The organism is Rhizobium tumorigenes, assembly GCF_003240565.2.
GTDB lineage: Bacteria > Pseudomonadota > Alphaproteobacteria > Rhizobiales > Rhizobiaceae > Rhizobium > Rhizobium tumorigenes.
The window spans coordinates 2,772,501-2,796,531 of the sequence record NZ_CP117255.1 but is presented as its reverse complement, the minus strand read 5'-3'; the positions used below and the strand labels follow the sequence as shown (position 1 = coordinate 2,796,531).

Sequence of the window (24,031 nt, the reverse complement as noted above, 5' to 3'; positions counted from 1 at the left end):
GCCGGGGAGGGCGAGTTTCAGGCTGCGGCGGGGTCCCTCAGGGTCTTGCCAAGCGAGAAGGCGAGGATTGCCGAGACCAGCATGAAGCCGCCGACGATAAACATCGGCATTTCGTAAAGGCCTGTCGCGTCCTTGACGGCGCCGGTGATGTAGGGCGCTGCAAAGCCGGCGATGTTACCGACTGTATTGATGAGCGCGATGCCCGCCGCAGCGCCGGCGCCGGTCAGGAACCTCGTCGGCAGCGACCAGAAATTCGGCAGGGCTGCAAAGATCGCACAGGCGGTGACGGTGACGACGAGGACCGTTGTCTCGGGCGAAGACATCAGCAGTGCAAGCGGGATGCTGAGTGCGCCGACCAGCGCCGGAATGCCGACGTGCCAGAGACGGACGCCGCGCTTGCTCGCATCCCGGCTCCAGAAGTAAAGCGCGAAGGCGGCAGGCAGATAGGGGATGGCTATGATCACGCCCTTTTCGAAGACATCGAATTTGGTGCCGAACTTGGCCTCGAAGCCGCCAATGATCGTCGGCAGGAAGAAGGCAAGCGCGTAAAGCCCGTAGATCAGGCCGAAATAGATGGCCGAGAGGAGCCAGACGCGGCCGTCCTTCAGCGCCTGCAGCGTCATGTAACGGCGTCCTGTCTCTTTCTCCGATTCTTCTTTTGCCAGCGCCCGGTTGAGCCAGGACTTTTCCGCCGGGGTCAGCCACTTGGCGCCCACGGGGGTGTCCGGCAGGTAGAACCAGGTGATGATGCCAACGACGATGGCCGGGATGGACACGCCGAGGAACATCACCCGCCAGCCCTCGAGGCCGAAGATCCCATGGGCCTGGATTAGGGCGGAGGCCAGCGGCGCACCGATCACGGTGGTCAGCGGCTGGGCCAGATAGAACAGCGCCAGGATCTTGGCGCGGTGGCGGCCGGGCACCCAGGTGCTGAGATAGAGGATCGCGCCCGGGAAGAAGCCGGCTTCGGCGACGCCGAGGAAGAAGCGCAGGGCATAGAGGCCGTTGATGCTGCTGACCCAGGTGAACAGCATGGCGACGATGCCCCAGGTGACCATGATGCGCGACAGCCAGCGGCGGGCGCCGTACTGGTGGAGCGCCAGGTTGCTGGGAATCTCGAGCACGATGTAGCCGAAGAAAAAGATCCCGGCGGCAAAGCCGAACTGGGCGGCCGTCATGCCGAGATCCTGGGTCATGCCGTTCGGCCCGGCAAACGAGATGGCCGTCCGGTCGAGGAAATTGATGAAGAACATCAGCGCGATGAACGGCACGATGCGGAACGAGATCTTTCGGATCGTCGATGCCTCCACCTGCTGTTCGGCGCTCTGTGAATGTGTCGTGGCGTCCATGTCTTCCTCCCAAGACGAGTGCAGGGGCTGTAACCGCGATGGGTCTGCCGCCTGTCTCGCGAAGCCCTTCCGACGGGAAAGGCTCCTGTTGATCTCATCCGATGCGGGCGACTGCGTGCGTTGCCTGCGTGCGCGCTGCAAACAGGCTTTTTCCTCGCTTCGTGGTTCCGCATTTCCTCCCGTTCAAGTCGCCGGAACCTGTCAAATTGGATTGATCTCGTCAACTGGTATGATGACATGATCATCATTATTTGCAGTTTTCGATCGCGAGGGCGCTTTGCTGCGGCACTTGAGGCTGTTCTGCCTCAGTTTTGCCCTCACCTTGCCGCACCTGTCTGAACGCCACTCCAATGGGAAAATACCGTCATGATCGATCGCAGAACATTGCTTATGGCCGGCGGCGCGGCCCTGTTGCTCGCGGCATCGCGGCAAGCCAGCGCGGCCAATGCGGTGATCCCGCTCTGGCCCGCAGGAGCCCCCGGCGGACGCGGGCCGAAAGGGCCTGTCGAGACCAGCGCCAAGGGTGCCGTCAGCAATATCGCCACGCCATCCATCGAGGTCTTCCGGCCAGCCAAGCCGAACGGCACGGCTATGCTGGTGGCGGGCGGCGGCGGCTACAAGCGGATCGAGATGGAAAGCGAGGCGCATCCGGCAGCGCTTTGGCTGAACGATCGCGGCATCACCGCCTTCGTGCTGGCCTACCGACTTCCGTCGGAAGGCTGGCGGGAAGGTCCCCGGGCCCCGCTTCAGGATGCACAGCGCGCCCTGCGGCTGATCCGGGCAAGAAGCGTCGAATATGAGGTGCATCCCGACCGCATCGGCGTGCTCGGTTTTTCGGCCGGCGGCCATCTGATGGGACTGGCGTCGGCGCGCTCGGCCTACCGGTCGTATCGCGCCGTCGACGAGGCCGACAAGCAATCGGCGCGGCCGAATGCTGCAGCGCTGATCTATCCGATCATCACGCTCGAACCGCCCTACGACCACACCTCGACAAAGACTGTGCTGATCGGCCGGCATCCGAACGACGAGGAAAGCGCCGAATGGTCGGTGCAGCCGCATGTGCGGTCCCATTGCCCGTCGATGTTCCTCGTCCAGGCGGAAGACGATGCGGTTTCCGATCCGCACAACACCCTGATCATGGCCGCTGCCTGCAAGAGCGCCGGTGTGCCTGTCGAGATGCACCGGCTGGCGACCGGCGGCCACGGCTTCGGCATGGGCAAGGCCGGCACGCCATCCGCCGCTTGGCCGGCCTGGTATGAGGCATGGCTGCGCAAGGGCGGGTTCCTCGCCTAGCTCGCTGGCCCAATCCGTGCGGAGCTTTCAGGCGGCGCTGCGCGGTGCGCAGAGCGTCTGGCGCTCCGATGGTTCGAAAATGCTGAAGGTGTTGCGCCCGGCGGCCTTGGCGGCATAGAGCGCCGTGTCGGCCCGCTGGAACAATTCGGACGGGCTGGACCCGTCGGCAAGTGCAACGCCGACGGAGGCGCCGATGTGCAGCAGAAGATCGCCGAGGATCATCGGCCGGCGGACGATCTGGACGATGTCGCTTGCGATATCGGTCACCGTCCCGCGTTCGGCATCCTGCTCCAGCAGAACCGCAAACTCGTCGCCACCGATGCGGGCAATCAGATGCGCACAATTGCAGACGGCGCGAAGCCGGTCGGCCGCCTCGATCAGGCAGGCGTCGCCGGTGGCATGGCCATAGGTATCATTGACCGCCTTGAAGCCGTCGAGGTCGACCAGCAGCAGCGCTGCCGGCGCCTTCGACCGGTCGTGTTCCTCGCATAGAGCAGCAAGGCGCAGCTGGAACTGGGCGCGGTTGGCAAGCCCGGTCATCATGTCGAAATCGGCAAGGTGGCGGGTGCGATCGAATAGCAGCTTGGCGTCCGTGATGTCCTGCTTGATGCCGAAGATGCGAATGGGCTTGTCGCCCTCGCTTTCCACCGTGGCGGTTATGCGGATCCAGCGGTGGTTGCCCTTCTGCGTCACGATCTCCGCATCCATCGTGAAGCCGCTGCGTGTCTCGATGGCGAGACGGCGCTTTTCCTGCAATTCCTTGGCGGAGGACGGGGTGTAACAGGCAAGAGTTGCCGCTCTGCCGGCCTGAAGATCGCGCGGCAGGTCGAAAATGTCGTAGACCACATCCGTCCAGGTCAGGGTCTCGTCGGGCAGGCTGCATTGCCATATGCCGATGCGGGCAGCTTCGGCGGCGCGATTGAAAATCCGGCGGCCCTGGGCCAGCGCCTCGACCTGCTCCGCGATGGTGGCTTCCTTTTCGCGCAGCTGCTGCTCCAGATGACGAACGGCCGGATTGCCAGCTGAGACAAGCGATGTGCCAAGCGCCTTCAGGCGGTCGAGGAAACGCGGAGCTGGCGGGTTGGTCATCGTCGATTTCTGGCTTTGCATGAGGCGGCTCGTCTACACTCGCGCATAAGCTTTAAGACTTTATTGCCGGGGTTGTCTAATGTAGCGCATCGTTTGACACTGACACCGGCCTTTTCAGCCCGTCATATCGATGTCGCATGCCCATTGCACGCACCCATCAAAGTCGGTATGAGACGGCCGAAATAGACGCTCCGTTTCCGGTGCACCGGCAGTGTGAAAAGCCCTGGCTTTGGCTGCCCCGGGCGGAGCCTTGTCGTATGGTGGGTCTCGGTGACGAGACGCGCCACTATGGGTAGAGGCTTATGGCACGCATCGTGATGAAATTCGGCGGAACCTCCGTCGCGGACATGGATCGTATTCGCGTCGTCGCCCGGCATGTGAAACGCGAGGTCGATGCCGGCCACGAAGTCGCCGTCGTCGTCTCGGCGATGTCTGGCAAGACCAACGAACTGGTCTCATGGACCCGCGACGCATCGCCGATGCACGATGCGCGTGAATACGATGCCGTCGTGGCCTCCGGCGAGCAGGTGACCTCCGGGCTGGTGGCCATCGCGCTGCAGCACCTCGGCATCAATGCGCGCTCTTGGCAGGGCTGGCAGATCCCCATCAAGACCGACAACGCCCATGGCGCGGCGCGCATCCTCGAGATCAACGGCGACGAGATCATCCGCCGCATGGGCGAGGGCCAGGTGGCCGTCGTTGCCGGCTTCCAGGGTCTTGGTCCCGACAACCGCATCTCGACGCTCGGGCGTGGCGGCTCCGATACCTCGGCTGTGGCGATTGCTGCGGCCGTCAAGGCCGACCGCTGCGACATCTACACAGACGTCGACGGCGTCTATACGACCGACCCGCGCATCGTGCCGAAGGCGCGCCGCCTGAAGAAGATCGCCTTCGAGGAAATGCTCGAGATGGCGTCGCTCGGCGCCAAGGTGCTGCAGGTGCGCTCCGTCGAACTTGCCATGGTATTCAAGGTCCGCACCTTCGTGCGCTCGTCTTTCGAAGACCCCGATGCGCCGGGCATGGGCGACCTTCTGAACCCGCCCGGAACGCTGATTTGTGATGAGGAAGAGATCGTGGAACAGGAAGTCGTAACCGGCATCGCCTATGCCAAGGATGAAGCGCAGATTTCGCTCCGGCGGCTTTCCGACCGCCCCGGCGTGTCTGCTGCGATTTTCGGGCCGCTCGCTGAAAACCATATCAATGTCGACATGATCGTCCAGAACATCTCCGAGGACGGCTCGACCACGGACATGACCTTCACCGTGCCGTCCGGCGACGTCGACAAGGCCCTGGCCGTTCTCGGCGAACACAAGAGCCAGATCGGCTACGATGTCATCCAGAACGAATCGGGTCTGGTCAAGGTTTCGGTGATTGGCATCGGCATGCGTTCGCACGCAGGCGTTGCAGCGAGCGCTTTCCGAGCACTTGCTGAAAAAGGCATCAACATCAAGGCAATCACCACCTCGGAAATCAAGATTTCGATCCTGATCGACGGCCCCTATGCAGAACTTGCAGTCAGGACTTTGCATTCCTGCTACGGTCTGGATAAGAGTTGATTTGAAACTGCAGAGGGGGCGGGGCGAAGCGCTAGATGCTTCGTGACACCCTTTGCAGCGTGGACATGATTTTCGGGAGCGTGACGCAATGAGAGACCTTTCCGGCGGTCCGCGCGTCCTGCTCAAGCGGCTGCGCGAGCTGATGGCGGAGCCGCTTGAACCGCAGGATCGCCTAGACCGGATCGTTCGCCAGATCGCCAGCAACATGGTGGCGGAGGTATGCTCGGTCTACGTTCTGCGCGCAGACGGCGTGCTCGAGCTATATGCCACCGAAGGTCTCAACAAGGATTCCGTCCATCTTGCGCAGTTGAAGATGGGCCAGGGCCTGGTCGGCACCATCGCTGCCTCGGCGCAATCTCTCAATCTCTCCGACGCCCAGTCCCACCCGGCCTTCCGGTATCTGCCGGAAACCGGAGAAGAGATCTATCACTCCTTCCTCGGTGTGCCGATCCTGCGGGCCGGCCGGTCGCTCGGCGTTCTCGTCGTGCAGAACAAGGCCAGCCGCACCTACCGCGACGAGGAGCTGGAAGCGCTCGAGACGACGGCCATGGTGCTGGCCGAGATGATCGCCACCGGCGACCTCAAGAAGATCTCGAAGCCCGGCCTCGAACTCGACCTGACACGCTCGGTCACGATCGATGGCGACAGCTACAATGAAGGCATCGGCCTCGGCTATGTCGTGCTGCACGAGCCGCGGGTCGTCGTCACAAACCTGCTCAACGAAGACACCGACCACGAAATTTCGCGCATGGCCGATGCCCTCGGTTCCTTGCGCATTTCCATCGACGACATGCTGTCGCGTCGCGACGTGTCGATGGAAGGGGAGCACCGCGAGGTGCTGGAAACCTACCGCATGTTCGCCCACGACCAGGGCTGGGTTCGCAAGCTCGAGGAGGCGATCCGCAACGGCCTAACGGCCGAGGCTGCGGTCGAGAAAGTGCAGAGCGACACGAAGGCGCGGATGATGCGGCTCACCGACCCGTACCTGCGCGACCGCATGCACGATTTCGAGGATCTGGCCAACCGGCTGCTGCGGCAACTGACCGGCCATACCGGCCGCAACACGACGGATGGTTTCCCCAACGACGCGGTCATCTTCGCCCGCGCCATGGGGGCTGCCGAGCTGCTCGACTATCCGCGCGACAACATTCGCGGCCTGGTGCTGGAAGACAGCGCCGTCACCAGCCATGTCGTCATCGTCGCGCGGGCGATGGGCATTCCGGTCGTCGGACAGGCGGCCGGCGTCGTGGCGCTGGCTGAAAACGGCGATTCCGTCATCATCGATGGCGACGAGGGCCATGTTCATCTGCGGCCGATGGCCGATCACCTGAAGTCCTATGAAGAGAAGGTCAAGTTCCGCGCCCGCCGCCAGGAGCAGTTCCGTGCGCTGCGTGCCGTCGAGCCGGTCACGCGGGACGGCCAGCGCATCACACTGCTGATGAATGCCGGCCTGCTGGTCGATCTTCCGCAATTGGCCGAATCCGGCGCCGAAGGCATCGGCCTTTTCCGCACCGAGCTGCAGTTCATGATCGCGTCGACGATGCCGAAGGCCGATGAGCAGGAAATGTTCTACCGCAATGTCCTGAAGCAGGCGGGCGACCACGTCGTTACCTTCCGCACGCTGGATATCGGCGGCGACAAGGTCGTGCCCTATTTCCGGGCGCATCAGGAAGAAAACCCCGCACTCGGCTGGCGCGCCATCCGGCTTTCGCTGGATAGGCCAGGTCTGTTGCGCACCCAGCTGCGCGCCATGCTGAAGGCCGCCGCCGACGGCGAACTGAAGATGATGGTGCCGATGGTCACGGAGGTTTCCGAGATCAAGGCGGTGCGCGAACTGCTGCAGAAGGAAGTCCACCATCTGTCGCGCTTCGGCCATGCGCTGCCTCGCAAGCTGCAGTTCGGCGCCATGCTCGAAGTGCCGGCGCTGCTCTGGCAACTCGACGAGCTCATGGCTGCCGTCGATTTCGTCTCGGTCGGCTCCAACGACCTTTTCCAGTTTTCCATGGCGGTCGATCGCGGCAATGCCCGCGTGTCCGACCGGTTCGACACGCTGGGGCGGCCTTTCCTGCGCATCCTGCGGGACATCGTGCGCGCCGGCGAGCGCAACAAGACCCCGGTGACGCTGTGTGGTGAGCTTGCCGGCAAGCCGATCTCGGCGATGGCGCTGATGGGCATCGGCTTCCGCTCGGTGTCGATGTCGCCAGCCTCGATCGGGCCGGTCAAGGCGATGCTGCTGGGTCTCGATGTCGGCGCGCTGGCGGCGGTCATGGAAGAGGCATTGGACGACCGCAACCCGACGCTCTCGGTGCGCGACATCCTTGCGCAGTTCGCCCTGACCCACAATATTCCCTTGTAGCCGCTCTTGCGCCTTCTGTTGCTGACTGCGGTGGAAAGAGGTAAGAGGCGCTCTGCCCGTCCTTTCAGGGCTGGGCCAGGCATGGGGAGCTAGGGTCCTGGTTCCCGCGGTCTGGCTCTCGCGCGTGTTTGGAAGGCGCTACGCTCTCCCCTCATTCCTGTGCTTGTCACAGGAATCCAGCCACGGCGCGTTTGCGTGGTGAAAAGACTTATCTCGGTAATCGGGAGGTCTTGCGCGCCTAGCACTGGGCGCACTGGATTCCTGTGACAAGCACTGGAATGAGGGGGGATCGGGGCGAGACGTGCGGTTCAACGGCTGGCCGCCAGATAATCGCCATGGATAACGGCGCCTGACATCAGGGCGTCCTGGAAAATTCGGAGTTCGACTGTGGCTACACTTCCTGTTGAAAAAATGCGTGAGCTGGAGCGCCGGTTCGGCGAGATCGAGGCGCGCATGTCGGAAGGCCCGGCGGCGGATGTCTACGTCAAGCTGGCGTCCGAATATTCCGAGCTGCAGCCGGTCGTCATGAAGATCCGCGACTACGAAAAAGCGACGGCCGAGCGGGCCGATCTCGAAGCGATGCTGGGCGACAGGACGGTCGACCGCGAGATGCGCGATCTGGCCGACATGGAACTGCCCGGCGTGCGCGAGCGTATCGAGACGCTGGAGACCGAGATCCAGATCCTGCTGCTGCCGAAGGATGCCGCCGACGAGAAGAGCGCCATCCTCGAAATCCGTGCAGGAACCGGCGGTTCCGAAGCGGCGCTGTTTGCCGGCGACCTGTTCCGAATGTACGAGCGTTTCGCCTCGGTGAACGGCTGGAAGGTCGAAATTCTCTCCTCGAGCGATGGCGAAGCGGGCGGCTACAAGGAAGTGATCGCGACGATCACCGGCAAAGGCGTTTTTTCCAAGCTCAAGTTCGAATCCGGGGTGCACAGGGTGCAGCGTGTGCCGGCCACCGAGGCTGGCGGCCGTATCCATACCTCGGCAGCCACCGTCGCGGTGCTGCCCGAGGCCGAAGAGGTGGATATCGAAGTGCGCGAGCAGGATATCCGTATCGATACGATGCGCTCGTCGGGCGCCGGTGGCCAGCACGTCAATACGACGGACTCGGCGGTTCGCATCACCCACATGCCGTCTGGCATTGTCGTCACCAGTTCAGAAAAATCGCAGCACCAGAACCGCGCCAAGGCGATGCAGGTGCTTCGCTCGAGGCTCTACGACATGGAGCGCCAGCGGGTTGACAACGAGCGCTCGGCCGACCGCAAGAGCCAGGTCGGCTCCGGCGACCGCTCGGAGCGCATCCGCACCTATAATTTTCCGCAAGGGCGCATCACTGACCATCGCATCAACCTGACGCTCTACAAGCTGGACCGGATGATGGAAGGCGAGATCGACGATGTCGTCGATGCACTGCGTGCCGATCACCAGGCAAGCCAGCTTGCCCAGCTCGGGGATCGCATGTGAGCGACGCCGGCCAGACAATCGGCGCATTGCAGGTATCCACCCGCAACCGGTTTGCCGAGGCGGGTCTCGACGATCCTGCTGCTGATGCCAAGGTGCTGGTATCCGGGCTGTTCGGGCTGACGTTCACCGAGATCGTCACTCGCTCCGACCAAACGGTGGATGCCGAAGGGGTCGTGCGTCTGGAGGACGCCATCGCGCGTCGCCTGCGCCATGAGCCGGTGTATCGCATTCTTGGCGAGCGGGAATTCTACGGCCTGCCGCTGCGCCTGTCGGCGGCGACGCTGGAGCCCCGGGCGGACACCGAGATCCTGGTGGACAGCGTCCTGCCGCATCTGCGCAGGCTGGTCGACGTGCACGGGACCATCGATATTCTCGACATGGGCACGGGCACCGGCGCCATCTGCCTCGCCCTGCTGCATGAATGTCGCGATGCAACGGGTTTGGGCAGTGATATCTCCGCCGAGGCACTGGCGACGGCCAGGGGGAATGCCGAACGGAATGGCCTTGCCGACCGGTTCCGCACTGCAGAGGGCAGCTGGTTCACGCCGATTTCGGGGCAGTTTCACGCAATCGTCTCAAATCCCCCTTATATCGTATCGGACGTTATGCAGACGCTAGCTCCGGAGGTCAGGGATTTCGATCCGACGGCGGCGCTCGATGGCGGCCGGGATGGCCTCGATGCCTACCGGGCAATCGCTGCGGACGCTGCGCAATTTCTTCACGACGACGGCGTGCTCGGTCTCGAAATCGGTTATGACCAGCGCCCGACAGTTACCGGCTTGTTCGAGGGCTCGGGGTTCAGATTGATAGAAGCGGCGCGCGATTATGGTCACAACGACCGCGCCCTTATCTTCGCAAAAGGTATATAACACGCTGAAAAACCAAGTCTTTCCTACTTTATCATGCTGCTAAAGAAAAGGACTTGGATTTAGCCGGGAAGCAATATAGGTTGCGCTCACGCGTTGGGCAGCCGGAAACGAATGGGAGATTCGTTCGGGTTCCGGTCAGCCTCAGGGGTCCGCTCTCTTGAAAGAGTGTTGAAGGTTGAACGTACCCGATGCGTGATTCAGTTAATCTGACGTAGTCGAGCGGCAGACGGGGGTTAGACCCGATCTGCTTGCGGCACGCAGGCCCTGGCTCGGTTTGTCCGGCCATGGCGGCAGGGTGCCGCGCGCAATTATCACAACAAGAGAATTCAGGTGAAGGATCTATGAGGCCAGGACAGCAGAACAAGCGCGGTCGAGGGCGTGGCAACAACGGCGGCGGCAGCGGCGGCGGAAACCCCAGCAGCAGCGGCAGCAGCAATAACAGCCAGAACAGCAACTTCAATCGGAAGGGATCGAACCCCCTGACCCGGACTTACGACAGTTCCGGTCCCGATGTGAAGATCCGTGGTACCGCCCAGCACATCGCCGAGAAATATTCGACACTGGCTCGCGATTCCCACTCTTCCGGCGACCGCGTCATGGCGGAAAACTATCTTCAGCACGCTGAGCACTACTACCGCATCATCGCAGCCGCACAGGCGCAGATGCAGGAACGCTTCCAGCGCGAAGACAGGCAGGATTTCAATGATCGCGACGGCAACGAGCGCGACATGGACGATATGGACGGCAACGAGATGGACGATCAGCCAATGATCGCGCCTTCGATGCAGAGCCGCAATGCGCCGCAGCAGTCGATGCCGCAGCAACCGGCCCACGGTCCTGTCGCCAGCCAGCAGCAGAGCCCTGCGCCGCAGCCGGCTCCGGTTCAGCAGGATGCAACGGCTGGCGAGGGCGATCAACCGCAGCCGCAGGCCGAAGTCCAGCGGGCGCCGCGCCAGCCACGCACGCCGCGCGTCTACACGCCACGCACGCCGGCCGCAGCTCCCGCTGCCGCCAACGACGGTACCGGCCCTCAGCCAGAAATCGTCGGCACGCCAGCCGAAGTGGCCATCGAGGAAGCCCAGGGCACCGAGGAGCCGCGCCAGCCGCGTCGTCGCGCTGCCGGCCGTCCGCGCCGCCCGCGCCTCACCGATGGCGATGCTCCCGGCGAAGGCGGAAACGACGCCCCTAACCTTGCGGACGTCGGCTCCGAATAGGCATTTTCGCCTCTTCGCGCATGGAATTGATACACATCAAGATACCCCGGTTCATCCGGGGTATTTTCGTTTTCAGCACCCTTTAAACAGCGTAATTTCCCACCCATATGTTCTTCGGCTGCGGCACCGTCCCTGACGGATGCGGCACCGGGATCTGCCTTTTCAGGGGGTCTTCTCTCACTCTCGTTCTGTGCCGAAAAGCGGGCAGGGCGATCCATGGAGGTTCTAAGATGGATATCGAAAAATACTCAGAACGGCTGCGCGGTTTTCTGCAGTCTGCCCAGACCAACGCACTTGGCCAGGATCATCAGCAATTCACTGCCGAGCACGTGCTCAAGGTCCTGCTCGACGACGACCAGGGCATGGCTGCCTCGCTGATCCAGCGTGCCGGCGGCGACCCGAAGGCGGCCAAACTTGCTAATGACGCGGCCCTCGCGAAAATTCCGAAGGTTTCGGGCGGCAATGGCCAGGTCTACCTGGCGCAGCCGCTGGCCAAGGTTTTCACGACAGCCGAAGATCTTGCCAAGAAGGCAGGCGACAGTTTCGTCACCGTCGAGCGTCTGCTGCAGGCGCTGGCGATGGAATCGAGCGCCTCCACATCGACGACGCTGAAGAATGCCGGGGTCACGCCCATAGGCCTCAACAAAGCTATTGACGAGATCCGCAAGGGGCGCACCGCCGATTCTTCGAATGCCGAAAACAGCTACGAGGCACTGAAGAAATATGCCCGCGATCTGACTGCCGAGGCCCGCGAAGGCCGTCTCGATCCCGTCATCGGCCGTGACGACGAAATCCGTCGCACGATCCAGGTTCTCTCGCGTCGCACCAAGAACAATCCGGTGCTGATCGGCGAGCCCGGCGTCGGCAAGACGGCGATCGTCGAAGGCCTGGCGCTGCGCATCGTCAACGGCGATGTGCCGGAATCGCTGAAGGAAAAGAAGCTGATGGCGCTCGACATGGGCGCGCTGATTGCCGGTGCGAAATTCAGGGGCGAATTCGAGGAGCGGCTGAAGGCCGTGCTCAACGAAGTGCAGTCGGAAAACGGCGAGATCATCCTGTTCATAGACGAGATGCACACGCTGGTCGGCGCTGGCAAGGGCGACGGGGCGATGGACGCTTCCAACCTTCTGAAACCGGCGCTGGCGCGTGGAGAGCTGCATTGCGTCGGTGCCACGACGCTCGACGAATACCGCAAGCATGTCGAGAAGGACCCGGCGCTGGCCCGTCGTTTCCAGCCGGTCATGGTCAGCGAGCCGACGGTCGAGGACACCATCTCGATCCTGCGCGGGCTCAAGGAGAAATACGAGCAGCATCACAAGGTGCGCATAGCCGACGCGGCCCTGGTGGCGGCAGCGACCCTGTCGAACCGCTACATCACCGACCGCTTCCTGCCCGACAAGGCCATCGACCTGATGGACGAGGCGGCAGCGCGGCTGCGCATGCAGGTGGATTCCAAGCCGGAGGAACTCGACGAACTCGATCGTCGCGTCATCCAGTTGAAGATCGAGCGCGAGGCGCTGAAGAAGGAAACCGACGTGGCCTCGGCCGACCGGCTGGTGCGGCTTGAAACGGAGCTCACCAACCTCGAGGAGCAGGCCGATGCGCTGACTGCCCGCTGGCAGGCGGAAAAGTCCAAGCTCGGCCTTGCGGCCGACCTCAAGAAGCAGCTCGATGAAGCCCGCAACGAACTGGCGATTGCCCAGCGCAAGGGTGAATTCCAGCGCGCTGGCGAGCTTGCCTATGGCGTCATCCCGGGTCTCGAAAAGGATCTGACGGAGGCCGAAGCCCAGGATCACACGCAGAATGCGATGGTGCAGGAGGTGGTGACCGCCGACAACATCGCCCATATCGTCTCGCGCTGGACCGGCATCCCGACCGAAAAGATGCTCGAAGGCGACAAGGACAAGCTTCTGCGCATGGAGGACGAGCTGGCGAAATCGGTAGTCGGGCAGGGCGATGCGGTGCAAGCCGTATCGCGCGCCGTCCGTCGCGCCCGCGCCGGTCTTCAGGACCCGAACCGGCCGCTCGGCTCGTTCATCTTCCTCGGGCCGACCGGCGTCGGCAAGACGGAGCTGACCAAGGCGCTGGCCCGCTTCCTGTTCGACGACGACAGCGCCATGGTGCGGATGGATATGTCGGAATATATGGAGAAACACTCCGTATCCAGGCTGATCGGCGCACCTCCCGGCTATGTGGGCTACGAGGAAGGCGGGTCGCTGACCGAAGCCGTTCGTCGCCGGCCCTATCAGGTCGTGCTGTTCGACGAGATCGAGAAGGCCCATCCGGACGTCTTTAACGTCCTGCTCCAGGTTCTGGATGACGGGCGCCTGACGGACGGGCAGGGCCGGACGGTCGATTTCCGTAACACGATGATCATCATGACGTCGAACCTCGGGTCGGATTACCTGACCAAGCTCGGCGAGAACGATGACAGCGAGGCGGTGCGCGAACTGGTCATGGGCGAGGTCCGCAGCCATTTCCGGCCGGAGTTCCTCAACCGGATCGACGAGATCATCCTGTTCCACCGCCTGAAGCGGAACGAAATGGGAGCGATCGTCGACATCCAGCTGAAGCGGCTGATCACGCTGCTCTCCGAGCGCAAGATCACGCTGGAGCTCGACGACGATGCACGCAGCTGGCTGGCCGACAAGGGCTACGACCCGGTCTACGGCGCGCGTCCGCTGAAACGGGCGATCCAGAAATACGTCCAGGATCCGCTCGCCGAGCAGATCCTGTCGGGACAGGTGCCGGACAACTCGCTGGTGAAGGTCACGAGCGGCACCGACCGTCTCCAGTTCCGTCCCCGTGAGGCGGTCCCGCAGGCGGCGTAAGGGTTTGCGGATTGCAGAAGAATATTGGGGGCTGGCCGCAAGGCTGGCCCCTTACTTTGCGGCGCGACAATCTTTCGGCGTGAAAATCAGTTGTTGGCGATCCAGTTCGCGGCAAGCGGGCGCTCTCCCACCGCTAGTTGAAGCCTGGGTCTAACCGTCATTCTTCTTACCCCGCTTGCTACTCCACTTCAGGAGATAACCAAAGCCGGGTCCGATGAGAATTCCGGCGATGACCCATTCCATCACGCCCAGTGATTGCTCATCGGGATCGATGCCGGCGAGGTAGAGGAAAAGGAAAAATGCTGCTGTGCCGGCAACGATCATGGCCAGAGCAAAAAACAGATCCTTACGAGAGTTTGTCATCGGACTCCATTCTGACACTTCAGTGGTCTGAGGCAGGAAGATACTCGATTGCAACTTCGTAGCAACCACGTGACGTGCCGTTTCCACCGCTGTCGACAGCCAGCTGAAGTTGTTGAGCACGCGGTTTTCCGAGCGTAGGATCGAGGTGGAGTTGATTAAAGACGGGCTCTGAGGGCCGCGAGGCTCCCCCTTTTGTTCTCCGGGTGGTGGTGGCAGGGACGACTGAACTCACCACAAAGGCCTTTTGCTTCACCCGCCGCTAGAGGCATGGTGAGCCCCGAAATACAAAATCATCGGCTATTTGTTTTAAACTTGCAGTTTAGCGTAAATTAACCAATGCCTCCTATTTTCTACAATTACCGGACAGGCCAGTCGAGATGACATGATGTCGCCTCTTGCCGGGAGTCATGAAGCTGATCTGCAGCATGATCCCCTGTAATCGGATAAATCTCCTCTTCATCGCTATATCGTCTCCGCAAAGCTCGATCTCTTCTTCTTCATCCTGATTTTTACTTGCGCGCCTTGACAAGCGTCGCCGTCGTGCGCTCGGGGACCAGGATGCAGATTATTTGTGTTTCGGCGGCAATCCGGTGGATTTTCTGAATGAAAACAGACTGAAAATCCTTTCAAAACCGTGCTGGACGATCTCTGTGGGGATGGATCCATTGTTCACCAACAATAGAATGCGTGAAAACGCCAACCAAAGCCGCCAGAGGATAGCGACCCGATGCTGACGTACTTTAACAACCTCAAAATACTCTACAAAATCTCAGTCACCCTTGTGGTGCTGATGGCCATCAATGTCGCCGTGAGTGCGATCAGCGGAAATTCGATAGCGACACAGCAGCAGGCGTCGAGCTGGACCGAGCATACCTACAAGGTCCTGGCGCGGCTCGAGGGTGTCGTCGCAGCCATGGTGGATCAGGAAACCGGCATGCGCGGCTATGTCATCTCCTCTAACCCCAACTTCCTGGAACCCCAGAAGGCCGGTGCTACAGCGTACGCAGACAACCTGGCACAGCTCCGGGCTCTCACTTCCGATAATCCTGTCCAGCAACGTCGTCTCGACGATCTCGACATATTGGTGAAGACCTGGACGCAAAAGGTGGTCGAGCCCGAAACCTTGCTCGTGAAAGATCCTGCGACCTATGAGCAGGCCCGCCAGATCGAGATTTCCGGTGCAGGCAAGCAGACCATGGATGGTATCCGGGCAAAAGTAAAAGAGATGGCGGCAGACGAGCAGGCTCTCCTCGTCAAGCGCGCGTCGCTTTCGGAGAATGCTGCCGCCACGGCGCAAATGGCTATCTATGTGGGCGGCGGCTCAATGCTGTTCGTCGCTGTACTCGGCATGTATCTTCTGAATATCGGCCTGGTTCGGCCGGTTTCCGGCATCAATGCGACGATGAAGAGGATTGCCGCCGGCGAAACTGGCGTGGTCGTTCCCGGTATTGGTCGCAAGGACGAAATCGGCCAGATGGCGGATGCCGTCGGTGTCTTCCAGGAGAATGCCGTAGAGCGCATCCGGCTTGCGCAGGATGTCGATACCAATCGCAGCCTGACCGAACAGGAACGCCGCAAGAGCAGTGAAGCCGAGCGTATCAAGGCCGAATCCATGGCCGAGGCGACATCCGGGCTTGGCGAAGGCCTTAAGCACCTCGCCAGCGGCGACTTGACCTTCCAGCTTGCCAGCAAGTTCGCACCCGAGTTCGAAAGCCTGCGGGAAGACTTCAACGCCGCCGTACAGCAGCTTGCCGAAACCTTGCGGGCTGTCGCCCAGGCAACGAGCGGGATCGATACCGGCAGTCGCGAAGTCAGCGTCAGCGCCGACGACCTGTCGAAGCGCACCGAGCAACAGGCAGCTTCCCTGGAAGAAACGGCCGCTGCCCTCGACCAGATTACCGTCAATGTCAGCAATTCTTCCAAGCGTGCCGAAGAAGCCCGCCAGATCGCCATGCTGGCGAACGAAAGCGCTGCACAGTCCGGCAAGGTCGTCGCCAATGCCGTGGAGGCGATGCAGAAGATCGAGCAATCGTCGAACGAGATCTCGAACATCATCGGCGTTATCGATGAAATCGCATTCCAGACGAACTTGCTTGCCCTGAACGCTGGCGTCGAAGCCGCCCGTGCCGGCGAGGCAGGCAAGGGATTTGCCGTCGTCGCACAGGAAGTCCGCGAACTCGCCCAGCGGTCGGCCAAGGCTGCCAAGGAAATCAAGGACCTGATCCGTAACTCGAGCACAGACGTGCAGAGCGGCGTCAAGCTTGTGAGCGATACCGGCAGCGCCCTGCGGACAATCGAAGGCTATATCGTCACCGTCAACCAGCACATGGATTCTATCGCCACATCGGCGCGCGAACAGTCGGTCGGCCTGGGCGAGGTGAACACCGCCGTCAACCAGATGGACCAGGTGACCCAGCAAAACGCGGCAATGGTCGAGGAAACAAGTGCTGCAGGCGCGACGCTTGCCAGCGAAAGCGGCAAGTTGCGGGAGCTTATTTCACAGTTCCAGCTCGGTGGCACGTCCGGTCATGGGCCCCGTGCCATGGCGGCGGCCCCGGCACATCGGCCGGTACCATCCCCCGCCCGGCGTCTTGCAGGCCAGGTAGCCAAGGCTTTCTCCAGCAATGCCGCCGTCAAGGAAAGCTGGGAGGAGTTCTGATAGACGACGACAGCCGGAAAGCCCGCGAAGGGCCGACCGGCTGTGATCACCGAGGTGAGATGCGGCCGCGAGGCGGTCTCGCCTGCCGGTCTGTAAGCTAGATCCGGAAGATATTCAGTCCGGAGATATCCGTCTCGATCGGCTCGAAGCCCAGCCCGAGGTAAAAGCCGTCCATCTCCGGCGTTGCGCAGAGATAGCAGCTGTCTTTTCCCCATTTTGCTGCTTTGGCACGCGCGGCGGCGATCAGCCGAGTGGCGGCTCCTCGTTTTCTTGCCTGCGGCTCGACCCATAAGGCTGCGATCCACGGGGTATAGTCCGGGCGGGCATCCAGATCGTTTTCAATCACCAGCACCGAGCCGATATACACGCCGCCCTCTTCGGCGATGAGGCAAAAGGGAATGCCGTCGTTCTCGATCATCGGGTCCAGGTGGGCGCGATATTGCGCCAGCGTGACCCCCGTCTCCGTCCACCAGGCGTTCCAGCTGCGATCGGCAACCGCATCTGCGAAGGCTGGATTGTCTCTGAGGCGCAAGATTTGCATTCGGTGGTTCTCCCTTCGGTTCTTCATTTTCTATTACTCTATCCCCGTTCTCCGAGAAATTTGGCGCAGATTGCGGCCAGCAGCGCCATGCCTGCGGGCACGAGCATGATGGCAAAGGACAGAGGGATGGCATTGCAGCCTGCGATAAACGGTCCTCCGAGCGAGACGATCAGGGCGCCACCGCCGATGCTGAGGGCTGCCGCCAGTCCTGCTGCGGTACCGGCATGGTCGGGATGGGCGGAAAGCACGCCGCTGTTGGCGGCGGGCATGGTCAGCCCGTTGCCGATGCCGATGAACATGCAGGGTCCGAAAAGCGCAAGAGCGTTGCCGGCGTCGATGAGCGCAAGGCCGAGACCGAGCAGCAGGCCGGCACAGGTTAGCGTCCGCGCCGTGACGAGGACGGTGCCGAGCGACATCCTCGAAGCGTAACGACCGGCAAGCAAGCTGCCGAGCATAAAGCCGGCCGGGACAATACCCATGGAGAGGCCCAGTTTCGCGGTCGAGCCGCCAAGCAAGGGACCGAGGGCAACAGGGGCGCCTGCGAGAAAGACATAGAGCGTCCCCATGGATGCCGCCATGCAAAGTGCATAGCACCAGAATGCGGACGAACGGATGAGCCGGAGATAGCCGGCCGCGCTACTGTGCGACCTGCGGGCTCGGTCTGCCGTTTCCGGCAGCGTCATCAGGCTGAGGACGAGGACGGCGAAACCGGCCGTTGCCAGCGTGAGGAAGATCGCCCGCCACCCGAATGCCGCATCCAGCGATCCGCCGACGACGGGTGCGAGCATCGGAGCAAGCGCCCATCCCATCGCGAGGTAACCAAACCGGCTGGCCGTCGCATGTCCGCCCGAGGTCTCCTTGATGATGACGAGGGCTATCGAAAAGCAGGCGGCTATCGATGCCTGCAGAGCTCTGAAAATCATGAAGGCGACGATATCCGTGGCGACAGCGCAACCGATCGATGCCGCGATGAAGACCAAATTTGCCGTCAGGGCGACGGGCCTCCGCCCGTATCGATCCGAGATTGCACCGGAAACGATCTCGATCAAAGCCGTGACAACAGCATAGCCGGCAACGGAAAGGCTGACGACAGCGGAACTGGCGTGAAACTCTGCGGCGATGTGCGGCAGCGATGGCAGGATCATGTTCACGGGCACGACCGAGAGCGCCGTCAGCAAGATCAGCGAGAGCAGCGGGGGCGTGGCGGGCGTCTGGCTGGCAGTATCAGATGCAGACGGGTGTCTGAGCGTATTGTCCGGTGATGCGGCTGTCATCGTTCGGTCCTGTCGGTGGGATGAAAGGGATCGACGGGGCGCAGCCAGATTTCGGGCATAAAAAAAGGCCCCGTCGGGAGCCTGTTCGTCGCGCATGGGTGCTTCCGCCGAATGGCTATGCCATCCTGCCCATGCGCGCACTCACCACCTGAAAAAACGTCGCAGCTTTCATGATGCCCAAGCTAGGCATAAATCCTGAGATCGTCAACGGCGGCCGCTATTGATCGATGGGCGGTTCTGACAGGATCTCGTCGAGCACATCCACCAGAAGGTCGCATTCGGCATCGGTGCCGATCGTGATGCGCAGATAGTTTTCGATGCGGGGCTTTGCAAAGTGCCGGACGAGCAGGGATCTTTGCCTGAGTTCGGCGAGAAGATCGCTGGCCGTGCGCGCCGGATGCGTGACGAACAGGAAGTTTGCCGAGGAGGGGAGCACCGCGAAGTCAAGCGCGCGCAACGCCGCTGCCAGACGTTCGCGGCTGGCGACGATCATGTTGCTGTGCGTTTCGAACCAGGCCTGGTCTTCCCAGGCTGCGATGGCGCCTGCCTCCGCCAGCCTGTCGAGCGGGTAGGAGTTGAAGCTGTCGCGCACCCGTTCCAGCGCGTCGATCAGCGGCCTCTGGCCGATTGCAAAGCCGACGCGAAGGCCGGCAAGGCTGCGGGATTTCGAAAACGTCTGCACGACCAGCAGGTTTTGATAGCGATCGACCAGCGGAACCGCGCTGTCTCCGCCAAAATCCACGTAGGCTTCGTCGATTACCACGACCTGATCGGGGTGTTCGAGCAGCAACCTCTCGATTTCGCCCAGCGGCAGGGCAGTACCGGTGGGTGCGTTCGGGTTGGGCAGGATGATCGCGCCGCAGGCTTGCCGGAAGTCGTCGATCCGCACCGACATGGCCTCGTCGAGCGGAATTTCGCGGTAGGTGACGTCGAACAGCCGGCAATAGGTGGTGTAGAAGCTATAGGTGATATCCGGAAAGAGCAGCGGCGCATCGTGTTTCAGCAGCGCCTTGAAGATATGCGCCAGCACCTCATCGGAGCCATTGCCGACAAACACGCGGTCGGGCTCGAAACCGTAGCTATCGGCAATCGCGGTGCGCAGGCGGCGGGATGTCGGGTCGGGATAGAGCCGCAACGAACCGTCCAGCTGCGCGGCAATTGCCACCGCCACGTCAGGCGAAGGCCCATAGGCGCTTTCGTTGGCGTTCAGCTTTACCAGACCGGGGATCGTCGATTGTTCGCCGGCAACATAAGGGGTCAATGTCGAGACGATGGGGCTCCAGAATCGGCTCATTTGTTTTCCCCGGGTGATGATGGCACCAATCTTGCAAACTCTACGGCTGAAGGCAACGACCTGCCCTCCGTTCATCGACAGGAGCGGGCGGATGCGCCAGTCAGCTTTCCGGTCACAGTTTTGCTTCCGCAAAAATTGCTGTCGCCCAGGCGAGAAAGACGCGCAGCCTTGGCGCCAGCTGGCGGTTTTGCGGGTAGAGCGCGAAATAGGGCGTCGGACTCGGAGAAAAGTCCTTCAGCACCTCAACCAGCGCACCCTCTTCGAAATCCTGCCGGAAGCGATAGCGCGGCGCCTGCACCAGTCCCAGTCCCATGCGGGCAAGTTCATGCATGGTGTCGGAACTGTTGGTGGTTACGCGGGTCGGCAGGTGGATCTCGCGCTTCTTGCCGCCGTCGGTAAATTCCAGCGGCATGACCTCCCCGGATCGGGACGAAAGGAAACCGATCATCACGTGGCCGTCTAGCCCGTCCGGCGAGGTTGGCACCCCGTGCGCCTTGAGATAGGCGGGGCTGGCGCAAGTCACTTCCTCGACGAGGGCAAGCCGGCGCATGATCATGCCGCTGTCGGAAGGTTCGCCGGCACGAATGACGCAATCGACCCCGTCGCGCAGTAGATCGACCATCCGGTCTCCCTGTCCCAGATGCAGGTCGATCAGCGGGTAGCGCTCCAGGAATTCCGGCAGGTGCGGCAAAAGAAAGGTGCGGGTGACCTGCGCATTGGCGTCGATACGCAACAGGCCGCGCGGACGGTCTTCACGGAAGGCGTTTTCCGCCGCCTCGACATCCGACAGGATCGACAGGCAGCGATGGTAAAAGGCCTCGCCGTCCAGCGTCGGCATCACATGGCGTGTGGTGCGTTCCAGCAGTCTGGCGCCGATATCGGCTTCCAGCTGCTTGATCGCCTCGGTCGCGGTCGAGCGTGCGAGACCGCTATCGGCCGCAGCAGCGGTGAAGCTGCGGCGCTCGACAATGCGGACGAACAATTGCAGGCGATCCAGACGATCCATCCAACTTGTTCATCACAGCCGAATAGAGATGTCAAATCAGCGGTGATTGTTCTATTTTCTCGCCGGCGTATTGTCTCCTCATCAGAAGGAGACCAACAATGACAGATCAACATTCCCGCACCGCCATCATCACCGGTGCTTCCAAGGGTATCGGCGCCGCCATTGCCCGACGGCTTGCCCGCGATGGTGTCGCCGTCGTCGTCAATTATGCCAGCGGCCGCCAGGCTGCGGACGAGGTCGTCGCCACCATCGCTGCCGCGGGCGGGCGGGCAATCGCGGTCGGCGCCGATATTGGCGCAGCAGATGGCATGAGCACCTTGTTCGGTGCCGCCGAAAAAGAATTCGGCAAGGTCGACATCCTCGTCAACAATGCCGGCATCATGACGCTGTCTCCGCTTGCCGACGTCGACGATCCCGCGTTCGAGCGCATGATCTCGGTCAATATAGGAGGTGTTTTCCGCGGTATGCGCGAGGCGGCTCGGCGTCTGCGCGAAGGCGGCCGGATCATCAGCTTCTCGTCTAGCGTCGTCGGTCTCTACCAGCCGAACTACGCAATCTACGCCGCCACCAAGGCCGCGGTCGAGGCAATGACGCACATTCTTGCCAAGGAACTCGGACCGAAGGGCATTACCGTCAACGCCGTGGCGCCCGGACCTGTCGAAACCGATCTCTTCATGACGGGCAAAAGCGACGCGCTGGTGAAGGCCATCACCGGCACGATCCCTCTCGGCCGGCTCGGCCAGCCAGACGATATCGCCAGCCTCGTCTCGTTCCTGTCCGGTCCCGATAGCGGCTGGGTCAACGGCCAGGTCATCCGCGCCAATGGGGGAGCGATCTGAATATTGAAACGGCGAGCTTGCCATGCCGAGGGCCCTGCCAGCCGCCAAGCGTCTTCATCCAAAAGGAAATTCCCATGCCATTTGCCAATTTCAAGCTGCCCGAGGGCGCACTCTCAAAAGCCCAGAAGGAAGACCTCATTCATCGGACAACGGATCTGCTGGTGTCCTATTTCAGCGAAGCCGCGCGACCGCACACCATGGTGCTGATCGAGACAGTGCCGGATGGCGGCTATGGTCGTGCCGACGAGGTCTTCGTCGTTCCGCACGCCTATCGGGCCGAGGAGCGGGCCTGACACATCGGCAACCTAGCCGCGGCTTGCCACCTGCTTGGCCTTTTCGTCCGACAGCAGGGTGTCGATGCGCTTGCGCTCGTCCTCGAATTTTGCAAGTGCGGTGCCGTCCAGCGATTTGCCGCCGGGCAGGCGGATGCGCAGCGGATCGACCTTGGTGCCGTTGACGATCAGTTCGTAGTGCAGATGGGCGCCGGTCGCCATGCCGGTCGAGCCGATGAAACCGATCACCTGGCCCTGCACCACCTTTGCGCCGGGCACGACGTTCTTGGCGATGGCGCTCTGGTGATTGTAGGAGGAGACATAGCCGTTGGCGTGGCGGATCAGCGTCTGGTTGCCAAATCCGCCGGAATCCCAGCCGGCCTTCTCAACAATACCGTTGCCGGCGGCGATGATCGGCGTGCCGCGCGGGCCTGCCCAGTCGACGCCGGTGTGCATGCGGGCAAAGCCGAGGATCGGATGGCGGCGCATGCCGAAGCCCGAGGTGAAGACGCCTGTCGGCACCGGGTTGCGCAGCAGGAACTGGCGGATGCTTTTGCCGTCCTCGTTGAAATAGTCGATCGAATGGTCGTCCGGGTCCTCGAAGCGGTAGAAACGGGTCACGGTGTCGCCGAACCGGGCGTTGACGTAGAGAAGTTCCGAATCCGAAGTCGCCTGGCCCTTGCCGTTGACGACAGAGAAGAACGCCTCCAGCATGTCCGTCGGTTTCAGCTGAGCCTGGAAGTCGACATTGCTAGCAAGCAGCTTGATGATCTGCGACAGCATCTCGCGGGTCATTCCATAGGCAAGACCTGCCCGATAGATCCCGTCATAGACGCGCGGCAGGTCGCGCCCGGCGGCCACAGGTGCCGTGTCGTTGTCGAAAGCGGAGGCGATTGCGTCGAGCAGCGGCGGTTCGCTGCCGGCGACGAAACGGCCGCTGTCGTCGAGGGCGACGGTCAGCGCGTGCTTGGTGCCATGATAAAGGCTGGCGCGGATAATCTTGGCGCGCTCGCCGGTCTGCAGGATGCCGATCCGCAAGACGTCCCCGGCATTGACGACCGGTGCGCCGTAGAGCGGCTCGATGCTGCCGGCGACCGTGCTCGCATCGGTCGGCGGATAGCCGGCAGCGGTGAGGGCGGCCTCGATGGCGGTCGTCTGGCGCACGGGGATGATGTCGTCGGCATATTCAGGCGTATTCGGCGTCACCTGTTCGGGCACCGAAACGGACATGTTCTCCTCGACGATGCGGGCGGCAAGCCCCGCCGTCAGGTCGACATCGCCTTCGTCGGTCGCAAAGCGGCGCGGGTCGACATAATAGAGTGCCGAAAGCTGGGTGTTGGCGTCTGTCAGGATCGAGCCGTTCGAGCGGACGTTTTCCTCGACCTCGTCCAGCGACATCGCCGGCGCAAGGTTAAAGGGTGTGCCCTTGACCGGAAAGGGCACCGTCTTCAGGCTGACTTCGGATTCGACGTCCGATCCATAAAGAGCGCCGGTATGGTTGACGGCAGCCGGCAACTTGTCGTCGGTGGCAAAGATTGCCAGCGGATCGAAGGCCGGGTAGCTCTCCGAGGTGGCATGGGTGGCGGCCAGCTGCATCTTCACATGGGCAAAGGGCTGGCGGCGCACCACATCCTTGTCGCCGTCGCGCACGACTGTCGAGACTTCGAGAATGCTGCGGTCGGCGGGCTTGGCAGCGACCTGCGTGGCCACCAGCCGTCCGCCGCGCGTCACGGATGCGTCGCCGTCGCCGCGGTTGCCG

The 24,031-nt window shown here is 62.2% G+C and carries 18 protein-coding genes (1 of these 18 running past the window's edge); 10 read left to right on the top strand and 8 right to left on the bottom strand.

From position 1 onward, the window contains the following. Window positions 1-17 precede the first annotated feature (17 nt). Complete coding sequence (locus PR017_RS13650) at window positions 18-1,349, bottom strand: MFS transporter (protein WP_111219982.1); 1,332 nt, start codon at window positions 1,347-1,349, stop codon at window positions 18-20. 366 nt (window positions 1,350-1,715) lie between these two features. On the opposite strand from PR017_RS13650, the gene PR017_RS13645 reads away from it, so the two are divergent. Beyond that, window positions 1,716-2,642, top strand: coding sequence for an alpha/beta hydrolase (locus PR017_RS13645; protein WP_111219984.1), 927 nt, complete (start codon window positions 1,716-1,718; stop codon window positions 2,640-2,642). Between the two features lie 27 nt (window positions 2,643-2,669). Here the strand turns inward: PR017_RS13645 and PR017_RS13640 are convergent, their stop codons facing one another. Beyond that, entirely contained in the window at window positions 2,670-3,752 is a 1,083-nt protein-coding gene (locus PR017_RS13640; protein WP_240538975.1) for a sensor domain-containing diguanylate cyclase, read from the bottom strand. A gap of 281 nt (window positions 3,753-4,033) precedes the next feature. Here PR017_RS13640 and PR017_RS13635 point away from each other — a divergent pair, with 281 nt between their 5' ends. From PR017_RS13635 to clpB, 6 genes are all read left to right on the top strand, one after another. Continuing rightward, a complete protein-coding gene (locus PR017_RS13635) occupies window positions 4,034-5,287 on the top strand; it encodes an aspartate kinase (protein ID WP_111219986.1) in 1,254 nt (417 codons plus the stop codon). Between the two features lie 88 nt (window positions 5,288-5,375). After that, on the top strand, window positions 5,376-7,643 hold the full coding sequence (ptsP, locus tag PR017_RS13630; RefSeq protein WP_111219988.1) for a phosphoenolpyruvate--protein phosphotransferase: 2,268 nt from the start codon (window positions 5,376-5,378) through the stop codon (window positions 7,641-7,643). Window positions 7,644-8,030: 387 nt separating this feature from the next. Then, window positions 8,031-9,110 carry a peptide chain release factor 1 gene (gene prfA, locus PR017_RS13625; RefSeq protein ID WP_111219990.1) on the top strand — a complete coding sequence of 360 codons (1,080 nt, stop codon included), beginning with the start codon at window positions 8,031-8,033 and terminating at the stop codon, window positions 9,108-9,110. Then, the gene (prmC, locus tag PR017_RS13620) at window positions 9,107-9,979 is read left to right on the top strand and encodes a peptide chain release factor N(5)-glutamine methyltransferase (RefSeq protein ID WP_111219992.1); all 873 of its coding nucleotides are present in this window, start codon (window positions 9,107-9,109) and stop codon (window positions 9,977-9,979) included. Before prfA ends, prmC begins: the two co-directional genes overlap by 4 nt. 341 nt (window positions 9,980-10,320) lie before the next feature. Continuing rightward, on the top strand, window positions 10,321-11,193 hold the full coding sequence (locus PR017_RS13615; RefSeq protein WP_111219994.1) for a DUF4167 domain-containing protein: 873 nt from the start codon (window positions 10,321-10,323) through the stop codon (window positions 11,191-11,193). A 230-nt stretch (window positions 11,194-11,423) separates the two neighbouring features. Then, window positions 11,424-14,024, top strand: coding sequence for an ATP-dependent chaperone ClpB (gene clpB / locus PR017_RS13610; RefSeq protein WP_111219996.1), 2,601 nt, complete (start codon window positions 11,424-11,426; stop codon window positions 14,022-14,024). A 150-nt stretch (window positions 14,025-14,174) separates the two neighbouring features. Here clpB and PR017_RS13605 read toward each other — a convergent pair whose 3' ends face one another. Then, the gene (locus PR017_RS13605; RefSeq protein WP_111219998.1) at window positions 14,175-14,507 is read right to left on the bottom strand and encodes a hypothetical protein; all 333 of its coding nucleotides are present in this window, start codon (window positions 14,505-14,507) and stop codon (window positions 14,175-14,177) included. A gap of 607 nt (window positions 14,508-15,114) precedes the next feature. Between PR017_RS13605 and PR017_RS13600 the strand changes: the two genes are divergently transcribed. Further along, window positions 15,115-17,046, top strand: coding sequence for a methyl-accepting chemotaxis protein (locus PR017_RS13600; protein ID WP_111220000.1), 1,932 nt, complete (start codon window positions 15,115-15,117; stop codon window positions 17,044-17,046). 97 nt (window positions 17,047-17,143) lie between these two features. Here PR017_RS13600 and PR017_RS13595 read toward each other — a convergent pair whose 3' ends face one another. The 4 genes from PR017_RS13595 to PR017_RS13580 all read right to left on the bottom strand — a co-directional run bounded on the left by PR017_RS13595 (window position 17,144) and on the right by PR017_RS13580 (window position 21,161). Next, window positions 17,144-17,587 (bottom strand): GNAT family N-acetyltransferase, encoded by a 444-nt coding sequence (locus PR017_RS13595; protein WP_161959324.1) that lies wholly within the window; start codon window positions 17,585-17,587, stop codon window positions 17,144-17,146. Window positions 17,588-17,625: 38 nt separating this feature from the next. After that, window positions 17,626-18,861, bottom strand: coding sequence for an MFS transporter (locus PR017_RS13590; RefSeq protein ID WP_240538976.1), 1,236 nt, complete (start codon window positions 18,859-18,861; stop codon window positions 17,626-17,628). Between the two features lie 217 nt (window positions 18,862-19,078). Beyond that, window positions 19,079-20,155, bottom strand: a complete 1,077-nt coding sequence (gene hisC, locus PR017_RS13585; protein WP_111220004.1) for a histidinol-phosphate transaminase — start codon at window positions 20,153-20,155, stop codon at window positions 19,079-19,081. Between the two features lie 112 nt (window positions 20,156-20,267). Continuing rightward, entirely contained in the window at window positions 20,268-21,161 is an 894-nt protein-coding gene (locus PR017_RS13580; RefSeq protein WP_111220006.1) for a LysR family transcriptional regulator, read from the bottom strand. A gap of 98 nt (window positions 21,162-21,259) precedes the next feature. Between PR017_RS13580 and PR017_RS13575 the strand changes: the two genes are divergently transcribed. Both PR017_RS13575 and PR017_RS13570 read left to right on the top strand, forming a co-directional pair. Beyond that, window positions 21,260-22,000: an SDR family oxidoreductase gene (locus PR017_RS13575; RefSeq protein WP_111220007.1), complete on the top strand. Its 741-nt coding sequence runs from the start codon at window positions 21,260-21,262 to the stop codon at window positions 21,998-22,000. 74 nt (window positions 22,001-22,074) lie between these two features. Then, window positions 22,075-22,293, top strand: a complete 219-nt coding sequence (locus tag PR017_RS13570) for a tautomerase family protein (protein WP_111220008.1) — start codon at window positions 22,075-22,077, stop codon at window positions 22,291-22,293. Between the two features lie 12 nt (window positions 22,294-22,305). Here the strand turns inward: PR017_RS13570 and PR017_RS13565 are convergent, their stop codons facing one another. Beyond that, window positions 22,306-24,031 carry the 3' portion of a M23 family metallopeptidase gene (locus PR017_RS13565; protein ID WP_111220009.1) on the bottom strand. 224 nt of this gene lie beyond the right edge of the window, so the window shows 1,726 of its 1,950 coding nt (coding positions 225-1,950); its start codon lies beyond the right edge, outside the window; its stop codon occupies window positions 22,306-22,308.

Bases quoted from the DNA above. Each gene is read 5' to 3' on its own strand.
- PR017_RS13590 (WP_240538976.1), bottom strand. From the start codon at position 18,861: ATGACAGCCGCATCACCGGACAATACGCTCAGACACCCGTCTGCATCT.
- PR017_RS13595 (WP_161959324.1), bottom strand. From the start codon at position 17,587: ATGCAAATCTTGCGCCTCAGAGACAATCCAGCCTTCGCAGATGCGGTT.
- PR017_RS13640 (WP_240538975.1), bottom strand. From the start codon at position 3,752: ATGCAAAGCCAGAAATCGACGATGACCAACCCGCCAGCTCCGCGTTTC.
- PR017_RS13580 (WP_111220006.1), bottom strand. From the start codon at position 21,161: ATGGATCGTCTGGATCGCCTGCAATTGTTCGTCCGCATTGTCGAGCGC.
- ptsP (WP_111219988.1), top strand. From the start codon at position 5,376: ATGAGAGACCTTTCCGGCGGTCCGCGCGTCCTGCTCAAGCGGCTGCGC.
- PR017_RS13650 (WP_111219982.1), bottom strand. From the start codon at position 1,349: ATGGACGCCACGACACATTCACAGAGCGCCGAACAGCAGGTGGAGGCA.
- PR017_RS13615 (WP_111219994.1), top strand. From the start codon at position 10,321: ATGAGGCCAGGACAGCAGAACAAGCGCGGTCGAGGGCGTGGCAACAAC.
- PR017_RS13600 (WP_111220000.1), top strand. From the start codon at position 15,115: ATGCTGACGTACTTTAACAACCTCAAAATACTCTACAAAATCTCAGTC.
- PR017_RS13575 (WP_111220007.1), top strand. From the start codon at position 21,260: ATGACAGATCAACATTCCCGCACCGCCATCATCACCGGTGCTTCCAAG.
- PR017_RS13570 (WP_111220008.1), top strand. From the start codon at position 22,075: ATGCCATTTGCCAATTTCAAGCTGCCCGAGGGCGCACTCTCAAAAGCC.
- clpB (WP_111219996.1), top strand. From the start codon at position 11,424: ATGGATATCGAAAAATACTCAGAACGGCTGCGCGGTTTTCTGCAGTCT.
- PR017_RS13645 (WP_111219984.1), top strand. From the start codon at position 1,716: ATGATCGATCGCAGAACATTGCTTATGGCCGGCGGCGCGGCCCTGTTG.
- PR017_RS13635 (WP_111219986.1), top strand. From the start codon at position 4,034: ATGGCACGCATCGTGATGAAATTCGGCGGAACCTCCGTCGCGGACATG.
- hisC (WP_111220004.1), bottom strand. From the start codon at position 20,155: ATGAGCCGATTCTGGAGCCCCATCGTCTCGACATTGACCCCTTATGTT.